The sequence below is a fragment of the Deltaproteobacteria bacterium genome (genome assembly GCA_026388415.1).
Classification (GTDB): Bacteria; Desulfobacterota; Syntrophia; order Syntrophales; family JACQWR01; genus JAPLJV01.
Window position 1 is genome coordinate 21,901 of the sequence record JAPLJV010000062.1, and the last position, 10,288, is coordinate 32,188.

Annotated in this window: 9 protein-coding genes; 3 read left to right on the forward strand and 6 right to left on the reverse strand. The window is 50.2% G+C overall.

Annotated elements, in window-relative coordinates; genetic code table 11:
- Window positions 1-50 precede the first annotated feature (50 nt).
- Entirely contained in the window at window positions 51-968 is a 918-nt protein-coding gene (locus tag NT140_12800) for a helix-turn-helix transcriptional regulator (protein ID MCX5832739.1), read from the reverse strand.
- A 226-nt stretch (window positions 969-1,194) separates the two neighbouring features.
- Between NT140_12800 and NT140_12805 the strand changes: the two genes are divergently transcribed.
- Window positions 1,195-1,422 (forward strand): DUF2080 family transposase-associated protein, encoded by a 228-nt coding sequence (locus NT140_12805; protein ID MCX5832740.1) that lies wholly within the window; start codon window positions 1,195-1,197, stop codon window positions 1,420-1,422.
- 222 nt (window positions 1,423-1,644) lie between these two features.
- On the opposite strand, the gene NT140_12810 is transcribed toward NT140_12805, so the two are convergent.
- From NT140_12810 to NT140_12830, 5 genes are all read right to left on the reverse strand, one after another.
- Window positions 1,645-2,064 (reverse strand): biopolymer transporter ExbD, encoded by a 420-nt coding sequence (locus NT140_12810; protein ID MCX5832741.1) that lies wholly within the window; start codon window positions 2,062-2,064, stop codon window positions 1,645-1,647.
- Window positions 2,061-2,678, reverse strand: coding sequence for a MotA/TolQ/ExbB proton channel family protein (locus NT140_12815; GenBank protein MCX5832742.1), 618 nt, complete (start codon window positions 2,676-2,678; stop codon window positions 2,061-2,063). Before NT140_12815 ends, NT140_12810 begins: the two co-directional genes overlap by 4 nt.
- Window positions 2,679-2,760: 82 nt before the next feature.
- Entirely contained in the window at window positions 2,761-3,549 is a 789-nt protein-coding gene (locus NT140_12820; GenBank protein ID MCX5832743.1) for an energy transducer TonB, read from the reverse strand.
- Between the two features lie 105 nt (window positions 3,550-3,654).
- Window positions 3,655-4,668, reverse strand: a complete 1,014-nt coding sequence (locus NT140_12825; protein MCX5832744.1) for a hypothetical protein — start codon at window positions 4,666-4,668, stop codon at window positions 3,655-3,657.
- 36 nt (window positions 4,669-4,704) lie between these two features.
- Complete coding sequence (locus NT140_12830) at window positions 4,705-6,807, reverse strand: TonB-dependent receptor (protein MCX5832745.1); 2,103 nt, start codon at window positions 6,805-6,807, stop codon at window positions 4,705-4,707.
- A 395-nt stretch (window positions 6,808-7,202) separates the two neighbouring features.
- On the opposite strand from NT140_12830, the gene NT140_12835 reads away from it, so the two are divergent.
- On the forward strand, window positions 7,203-9,842 hold the full coding sequence (locus NT140_12835; protein ID MCX5832746.1) for a molybdopterin-dependent oxidoreductase: 2,640 nt from the start codon (window positions 7,203-7,205) through the stop codon (window positions 9,840-9,842).
- 272 nt (window positions 9,843-10,114) lie between these two features.
- The coding region (locus NT140_12840) for an ArsR family transcriptional regulator (GenBank protein ID MCX5832747.1) at window positions 10,115-10,288 on the forward strand (174 nt) is incomplete at its 3' end.

Below are 10,288 nucleotides of genomic sequence, written 5' to 3' on the forward strand. Positions count from 1 at the left end.
TGGAAATCACCCCCATCCTCCCTTTACCAAAGAGGGGTTAAGAGGGGGGGTTAATTAATAGAAAAAACAATTTTACCTGATTTGTTAAAATCGTAGTTGCCCAGGTTAGCCACTCGCGCCCGGAAACCAGCGGAGTTGAGAATTTCTACCAGGGCCTGGATGCCCTTTTCAAAAAAGACCTTCTTATTGAGGATCATGTCAAAGCTTTCCCTGGTAATGGGCACAAAGCCAAGACCCAATAGTTGGGAAATGGCGCTGGTGGCGATTCCCACATCGGCTTCCTTGGAAAGGATGGCCAGCCCAACTTCAAAATGGGTAAAAACCTCCTTTTCGTAGCCATCTATGCTGCCACCGGGAATTCCGAGTTTTTGCAAGTGATAATCGAGCAGCACCCGTGTACCGGCGCCCTGCTGCCGGTTGATGAACCTTGCCCCCTTCCCGGCCAGGTCGGCAAGAGTCTCAATCCCCAAAGGATTGTCCGGCGCCACGATAAATCCCAATTCCCGGCAAAAAAGATTCACCACCACTGGATCTATATTGGACAGAAGCGTGGGTATAAAGGGAATATTGTATTCTCCGGTCTGGGGATCAAAAAGGTGCGACCAGGCAATATCCGTATACCCCTTGTCGAGGGCCTTAAGTCCATCCGTACTGCCGGTATTGGCGGAAAATATATAGAATTCCGGATATCGGTTTCTGATGTGCGTCTGGAGAATATCCAGGATCGGATCATTGCTGCCCGCCGCCAGCAGCGCGCCTTCAATCCGCTTCCCTTTCTGCCGGGCCTCACCGAGCCCCTTCTGGGCGCTGGCGGCAATCCACTCATCAATCAAATTTTTCGGGAAAACCCATTTGCCGGTAATCCGTGTGGCAGGAACTTTTCTGTCCTTGATCAACAAATAAACCTGTTTTTCATGGATCCCCAGGTACCGGGCTACTTCTTTCGTGTTCATCAGCTCTTCGCTCATGTGCGCCCTCCCCAATTTTCGGGTATCATAAGCCCAGTATCAGGAAAATGTCAAGGATATATGCCACAATACATAACCAATTATTACTGATTATTACCAATACTAACGAAGGGTGTGGTCAATGATTTTTCCTATTGACACAATCGGCAATTAATAGTACTATTTTGTAACTTACAGTAATATTGAGTAAGAATAGATTATATTTAGGGAGGGATCAATAACATCCATGAACAGCGAACCGAATAATTATGGCGTAAATAAGCTACTCTATGGACAAGGCGCATCTACGGAATTCACGCAAAATGGTGTCGATATCCATAGAAATAAAGTAAAACTGGAGATCTTCGGTGAAGAAATGATCGAGAAAATCGTCGTAATGAGCGGCAATAGCGGCAGGGCCTATCTTCCGCCCGGATGGTTTGGGCATAAAGTAAAAATCGTGCGAATTGACTAATTTTATGAATGAAAACCCTATGACGGTACCCGTCACAAAGGATAATGAAAATCTCCCCTAACCCCTCCTTGCCAAAGAGGGGAATCGTAAAATCCCCCTTTAGCAAAGGGGGAGTAAGAGGGATTTGATATGTATTTTCAGGTGAAAACCCTATCCCCGACACCCACATTATTTATCATTGATATTAACCGATCAGAGGGATGTCATACCTCCGGCAATCCTCTACCGCCCTGACGGTTGCAGCGGTTTCACCGCAATAGCGATCCGTGTCACACCTCCCTGCCGGATCGCATCCATAAGTTCAACGACGCTCCCGTGTTCCACGGAACGGTCGGCATTGATCACTACCGAGACCTCGCTCCCCGTCGCCTTCCACCGGATAAGCCGTGCGGCAACCTCATGCAGCGATCCTATTTCCTCCTTGTCGAAAAGGAGTTTCCCTTCTTTCGTGAGCGTAAGAGTCACTACCTGACGGAGTTCATCCTGCGCAGTAGCCGCGTGGGGGAGATTGACCGGAAGCCCTCTCTGCATAGTCATGGAGAGGGTGGCAACCATGAAAAAGACGAGCAGAAAAAACATCGTGTCAATCATGGGGATGATCTCGATACGCGCCTTTTTCGGTTGTTGCCGTCTGAGTTTCATTGCCCCTGCTCCTTTGAGGAGGTGTTCAACGCACCATCGAGACGTGTCGCCCACACTTCGATAACGTCCGTTTCCCGTTCCACGTTTGCCAGAAAGTAGTTGTAGGGGATGAGGGTCACTACTGCGATAGCAATGCCGGTGGCAGTGGCGATAAGCGCCTCGGCCACGCCGCCTGTCACCGCGTGAGGCTGACCCAGACCCGCTGCCGACATGACATTAAATGACTTGATCATACCTATGATAGTGCCCAATAAACCTAAAAGGGGCGACAGGGTGACAATTGTGTCCAGGGCGACCAATCCCCGCTTCATGGCAGCAACCTCGGTGATAGCCGCTGCCTCCATGCTGCCTGCTTCAAGGGGGTGCATTATGCCGGTTGAAAGCACTTTCATTACAGGTAATGGTGGCAGCTTCGATCCTTTCGTTTCATCGGTGATACGCAAGGCCTCTGCGAATAATCCTTTCCTGACAAGCCCGATCACCTCTTCAGCGCGGTTTTCACAGCCGATACCTCGGAAAAAGAAGAACCTTTCGATAATGATAGTCACCGTAACCAACGAACAAATCGCCAAGGGAAGCATTATCCATCCACCCTTTACCAGTATGTACCACATAATCTCTCCTTCAATATTCTCCGCCTCCGGTCACATAACCGGCAACGCCTTGCAAGTTACGACAGCGATAACGAGGCTCTCATCAATCTCTCAGGGCAAATCGTACGGGCAGTGTCGCCCTTGAGGTCACCGGCACACCTTTTCTCTTCGCCGGCAGGAAGGTTGATCTCTTCACCGCCTCGATCGCTGAAAGGACAAACATTTGATCGGAGGTCTCAACCACATCAATCTTCTGTAATTCACCCTTCTCATTGATGACAATCAGGAGTACGACCCTTCCTTCCTTTCTCAGCCTCCGGGCAACAAAGGGGTATTCAGGCATCGCACGGTACACAAACTGGGGCCCATCAGGTTGACCGAACGCTGCGTCCACAGAATCTCCGCTCCCCCCTGCCCCCGTGCCGGAAGCTCCAGCATTGCCTGACAAAGACGCTGCTGAGCCGCGACCGCCCCCGGTTCCCAATCCCACCGTGCCTCCACGAGTCGCCAAACCAGATATAGCCACACCACCCCCGTTCCCAGGGTCTGGTCCAGGAGTCAATTGGGCAATGATCCGTTCATCAAGGACATTTCCACCGCCGGGAGGAGCATTTTCCTTATCTGCGCGCTTATCCTCCGGAGGAGGAATATCGGGCCGCGGCTTATCATGAATTTCCGGGACAAATTCCCGTCGTGCAGGCTCTTGGGCAACGACGAGCGGCTTCGCGAGTGGACGGGTAGGTGCCGGAATGATCTCCTGTCTCATCACGACGACTTCGATTACCCTGTCCACCCGATCCTGCACCTGATTCGAAATAGGCAGGGCCAGGATTGCGGCGTGCAAGAGTACCGCCATGAGGGCATATTTTATCCAGGCATGCTCAGCGACCAATCGGAATTATCCCTTTAGTATAAGTTACAAACCAGGCTATTGCTTCAAGGCGGCGCCAAGGGTAACGAGGCTCGTGTCTCCGGGGTCCGTCCCGATGACGGAGAGCTACGGTTTTACCGCCGGCGAGACGACTTCTATCTTGCCCACCGCCTTTATGTCCCGGTCCGCCGACAGGTCATCGGGAGGCAGGAAGAGAAACCTGCCGTCCTCGTCCAGGGGCTTACCATTGAGGCTGTCGGCGACCATAATTCTTTCGCCCAGGGGCGCGAGAAAGATCTCCCCGTACGAGAAGAGCGCCCGGTAACCGTCCGGTGCGCTCACGAGAATCGCCACATCCTGCTCCTGGCCTACATCGGCCTTACCGAGAATCTCCCGCAAGGAAACACCGCCGTATCTCTTCAGTCCGTGATACCCCCGCCCATCCCCCACTACTTTCGCCAGTACTTCCGTGCGGTGGTACGACGAAAGATCGTTGATCTCGACCTTTTTTCCTTTGCCGTTGCTGACGGTAAACTGCGGAGAAAAGAGTTTTTTCATTTCCTTCTTTTCGCTCTGTCCTTTCAGATCAACGACTTCGATACTGACCACATCCTCCAGACTTCGATCCGTAAAAAAATCATTCGCCACGACCAGTTTGGGAAGGGCGATCTTGCGGGTGAGCTGGTTTAAGATTGGCTGATAGAAATTGCTTCCATGGCACTCTCCACAGTTCTTATGATGGGGTTGAATGGGCACAGCCGCAGTAGCGATGATCACGTCACCGGGATTTTTGTAAAATAACTCACCCCAAGAGAGGACGGTCTTCTTGCCATCCTTGTTCCTCACAACCACGGCGAGATCTATCGGTTTTTCAAATAGCGATTTCCCCTTCTGGACAGTAGCAAGTTCCAGAAGTGTCCGCAGCGAAACCCCCCGGTAGGTGAAGACGCCATGGAACTGGCGGTCACTGGTAATCTCATTGAGCCTGACGGACAGGGACTCCATTTTCACCAGGTCTTCAAGGCCCAGGTTGATGGGCTGCCTGACGGCGCCCCCAATTGTCAAGGCCGATGCAGAAATGATTCCCATAGTCAAACAGGCAAGCAAGGCGATCATTGTGATGATCATGCGTTTGGTCATGTGTCGTTCCTCTTCCTTTCTTTTGAACCGTTGCTGTTAATACTCAAACTTCACACCCGCATAGAGATTTCTGCCGGGAGCGGGGAACCCGACCTCTTGTTCGTAGTCCTTATCGAGCAGGTTTTTGGCGCCGAAATAGGCCTCGAAATTTTTGAAAAGTGTCTTGGATATCCTCAAGCCCATAATAAAATAGTCGCTCGTAGTTAGAATAGCCAGGGCTGGACTGGAGCCTGTCGGCAACTGACCGTACATTTGACTCACGTATAAGCCGTTAAAATCAATTTTGGCCTTCACAACCGGAACCATATAGGCGATGCTCAAATCTATTTTGTGTTGAGGTATGAAGGTAACATCATCATTGACCCGTCCCTCGCTTTTATTGGCGGCCTTATTGTAGGTATAGGCAGCCCGTAAAGTCAAATCACCTGTCGGATAAACTTCGCCCACCACCTCGGTGCCGTAAATAAAAACACTCCCATAGTTGATGTAAGGCGAGGTCGGGCCGGGTGCATCGCGTGAAATCAGGTCCTTGACATCATAGACGAAAAATGATGCTTCCCCACGGGCATACTGAGTGATGGCACGAGAGATGCCGACCACATAGTTGGTGCTCTTCTCGGGTTGCAAATCGGGGTTGCCGCTACTGCTGGAATAAAGCGCCGAGAGGGTCGGAAAGCGGATTTTTTGCGCCCAGGAGGCATAGACCCTGGTTCCGTCATCAAAGGTATATGTGGCCCCCACCATGGGGTTTACCTTATTGCTATCGGGGGTAGTGAGGGTCTTCTGGGAGACGAAATCGCCGACGGCGGTTGTGGCTGTTGCGGTTGTTACGGTGACATTCTGGTTTGATTTTGCCACATCGAACCAATCGTAGCTCACCCCAGCCACCAGCGAGAGATTCTTGGTCGGGTTATATTCATTCTCTACGCCCAGCGATCCCGTGTATGAGTCGGCTTCCTGAAGAGGCAAATAGGCATCGGCCCTTTCTTCATGCTGATCACGGCGATAATGCGCTGAAAATTTGAGGGTGTCCGTCTTGGCCAATTTGATGTCCGACATGAGAGAAGCGCCGAGCATATTATCCTGGTAACGGCTTGTGGAGAGGAATCCGGAGTAGTCGGGATTTCTAAATGAATCATAATCGTCAACATGTTCGTGGTAGAAGAGTTTTCCCTTCACCGTGAACCGGCCACCGATCTGCTGTTGTCCGCTCAGATCCATACCCCAGTTGTCATCCCTGGGCATGCGCGATAACTGCGAAAAGGCCGGGCGCGCCGTGAATACCCGGTTGCTGTCATCCAGGATCGAAGCCGGAGCGCCTCTCTCCGTGGTAATATAGTGAAAATTTACATAATATTCAGAACCCTTGGTCGGTTCAACACCGACCTTAGCCCATACTCCGTCCATTTTCATGTCGGCATTGTTGCGTACATTCCCGTCTTCAAGAACGGTAGTAACATTGGGAGGAGGAGTATATCTTATTCGCGTGGGGTGGGAGACAAAGTCTTTGGACAGATACCACCCTTTTGATTCCTGGTGGTCATAGCTCACCCAATAATTATACTTGCCCACCTGCATCCCGTTCCACGCGGTAAACCTTCTGGCTTCGTAGTCGCCAACTTCCATCGCTAACCCGAGAGACGGCTTCGTCCCGGCTTTCTTGGTAACAATGTTGATGACCCCGGCGATGGCATTGGGCCCGTAAAGAACCGACGAAACGCCTTTTTGCACTTCAATTTTTGCTATGTTGCTGGCCGGGATACTGCCCAAATTGAGACTGCCGTAATTTGTTTCATAATAAGGAACCCCATCAATCAAAACGATAGCCTTATTCTGATTCAGGCCGTGGATATATACCGTGGGCTGATTCTTGCGGCCTGTTGTTACCGTAACACCGGGAACATAGGTGAGCGCCTCAGCTACCGTCTGGCTGTGGGTCGCTTCAATCTGTTCCGCGGTGATCTCCGTGGTCTGTGTCGCCTCCCACGACGTAGGGAGTTTATCTCCCGTTACGTACAGTTCCCCCAGGCTGAATGCTTCATAATCCTTCTTTTGGGCTTGGCCCTCAGCCGCCCAGGTTGCAGGTGAGGCTAATGCAATAACGAATAGACCGAGAACCAAACTTAACAATTTTTTCATACGCTCCTCCTTAATACTGATTTTCGCCTGAATATTTTTGAACCGCTTATAATCACATCACAGCTTTTTCTAAAACCAGATTCTTCTTTTGTCAAGATAAATTATTACTTTTTACTACTATTAACTACAATATCATCAAAATTCATACTGTTTTGTCATTGTGCGGAGGTCTTTCAGGAGCGGGGAGCAGGCCCGGCGATGTACACCGGATGCCGTTTCGCGATGCCGTCGCCATAACCCCCATGCCCGGCGCGGGCGCAACGAAGGATGGAAAATTTTCTTTGGGGCAATTCGGTAAGCCAAATATCCCTTGACAAGCTATGACGTCCCCCCCTATACTTCGGCCCGTACAAGCAATGTCTTATCTCATAACAATCAAAGGAGGTATTTGCAGGATGGAAGAGATCACAATTAACGTCAATGGTGTTCCCAAGCGGATTGTAGTGGATCCGCAAAAGACCTTACTCAATGTAATCAGGGAAGACCTACATCTTACCGGAACCAAAGCGGGTTGCTCGGCAGGTCATTGCGGAACGTGCGCAGTGATTGCAGACGGAGAAGTTATCATGTCCTGCCGATATCCGATAGAAAAGGCCAGGGATAAAGAAATTATCACCATTGAAGGCATAGGAACCATGGAAAAGCCTCATCCCATTCAACTGGCCTTTGCCGCGAATGGTTCGGTTCAGTGCGGTTTTTGCACGCCAGGTATGATAATCCGTGCCAAGGCGCTGCTGGACAAAAATCCCAAACCTACCCGGGACGATATCAAACAGGCAATCCAACCGCATCTCTGCAGGTGTACGGGATATGAAAAAATACTGGCAGCCATCGAAACAGCCGCCGCTTTTCTAAGGAAAGAGATCAAATCCGTTATACCCAAAGTCAGCAAGAAAATAATAGGTGCGGAAGTTGCGAGACGCGATTCTCTGGCAAAAGCGACAGGTACCACGTTATATGCAGATGATTTCCCTATTGACAATTGCGCTTATATGAAGGTTGTCCGCAGCCCCCATCACCATGCCAAGATCGTAAGTATTGATAGTTCTGAAGCATTGGCAATGCCCGGTGTTCTGGCGGTGTTTACTGCCGATGATGTGAAGGGAACCAATATACTCAAGATGGCAGCCGATGATCTGCCCGTAATCTGTAAAGGAAAGGTCCGCATGGTCGGTGATCCAGTGGCCGCAGTTGTTGCCACCTCCGATAAAGCGGCCCTGGACGCCCTCGATAAGGTCAAGGTGGCCTATGAGGTGCTTCCGGCAGTGTTTACCGTTGAAGATGCCCTAAAGAATGGCGCCCCGCAAGTTCATGACGGAAACTCGAATCTCTTTTTCGAACAGCCTATCGTGTATGGCGATGTTAAAAAAGGGTTTGCAGAAGCGGATGTTGTTGTAGAGCATGATTTTGCAACACAGACAATTGAACATGGCTATCTGGAAACCGATTCCGGCATTGCCTATGTCCACGAGAATGGACAGTTGGTAATCATGTCCGGCAGCCAGAACATTTACCAGCACAAAAAAACAATCGGCGAAGCAGTCGGTATCGGCGCTGACAATGTCCGCCTTGTCCAGACGCCAACGGGCGGCGCCTTCGGTGGAAAGCTGGACGTATCTGTCGGGGGCATTCTTGGTGTGGCGGCCCTTGCTTTAAAACGGCCGGTCAAGCTCGTGTACACAAGAGCAGAAGTCTTTGCCGCTACAACAAAGAGACATCCTTTTTATATGAAAGCAAAATTAGGCGTTAAAAAGGACGGTACAATAACGGCTTATAGTCTTGATTGCGTGGCCGATGGCGGTGCATACAAATCCTTCTCCAATAGCGTGGTCACACGCGGTATTGTGCACTCAAGCGGCCCTTACCGGATGAAAACCGCCAATGTGGTTGGAAAGGCAGTATATACAAACTCTGCCATGAAGGGGGCAATGAGGGGTTTCGGCGTACCCCAGACAGCATTCGCGGTTGAATCCCTCATTGATGAAGCGGCATTAAAAATAGGTATGGATCCGTTTCAATTCCGGAAGAAAAACGGGTTTGTCACCGGGGATGTAACGATATGCGCTCAACCGCTTACGGACAGTTTCGGATTTCTTGAATGTCTCGAAACGATCCGGCCTCACTATGAAAGGGCTGTAAAAGACGCCAAGGCCGGGTCAACAGACGCATTGAAGAGAGGCGTCGGTCTGGGCACAGTATTCTTTGGCCCGGGCCGTAGCGCACCGGATCAATCTGAGGCCTGGGCGGAACTTTTGCCCGACGACAAACTCCAGATATGGATCGGTTCGGCAGATATGGGTCAGGGATCGGATACCATGTTCTGGCAAATTGCAGCCGAGACCTTCGGCTATCCGCTGGAAAAGGTGCTTGTCTGCTCAACGGACACCAATCAAGTACCGGACGGCAATTACTCTGCCGGCAGCCGTCAGACCTATATATCTGGAAGGGCTGTGCAGTTGGTTACCGAACAGCTCAAAAAGACTATGGCGGAGAACGGCTGCAAGACCTACGCCGATATGAAGGCAAAAAATATTCCTACGATCTCCAAACTTATTCACAAATCTACAACAACAAAGCTGGATGCAGTGGACGGCCACGGTACACCATGGGAAACGTATTCCTTTGGCGTGCAAATGGCTGAGGTGGCTGTAGATACAAAAACCGGGAAAGTAAATGTTATAAAAATAACCGCGGCCCATGACCCGGGAACTATTATTAATAAAATCAATGTTGACGGGCAGACTTGGGGCGGCATAGTCCAGGGATACGGTTACGCACTTTTAGAGGAGTACATATACAATAAAACGGATAGTTTTGCCAAGTTCAGGATACCCAGAGCCAAGGATATACCTGAAATAGAAGTGCACTTTGTGCAAATTCCCAGGAAAAACGGACCGTTCGGTGCGTCCGGAATGGCAGAATTTTGTCTGGTGCCGACCGCCCCGGCGATTGCCAACGCAATTTTCAATGCCTGCGGCGCCAGGGTATGCGAACTGCCGATCACGGCCGAGAAGGTAAAGAAAAATCTGCCTTAGCGGGCAGGTTACGAACGGTGGGCAAATAATTTTGATGAACTGGTCAAAAATACTGGATACCGGTGAAAACCGGTGTCCAGTATTTTTGTAACACGTTGAAATTTCTGGATTCCTGTGTTTCCCCGTCAAGCGAGGACTAAACAGAGCGACGGAATGACGATTTTGGGGCATTTTCAACTTTTGACCAGTTCACCAGTTCATTAATTTTGAATGTTTTCCTTGACAATTAATTGGCTTGTTGGTATATTAGCCAACAGGCAAGGAGAAACATAATGATCACATTTGAAGAAGCGGAAATCAGGGCGAAGATCATCAAGTCCATGTCGCACCCCGTGCGGTTGATGATAATTGAGTTTCTGAAAGGCCGCGAACGTTCCTTTTCGGAAATGTTTGACCTTTTTAAGCTTGACAAATCAACTGTCTCAAAACATCTGCTGGTGCTGAAG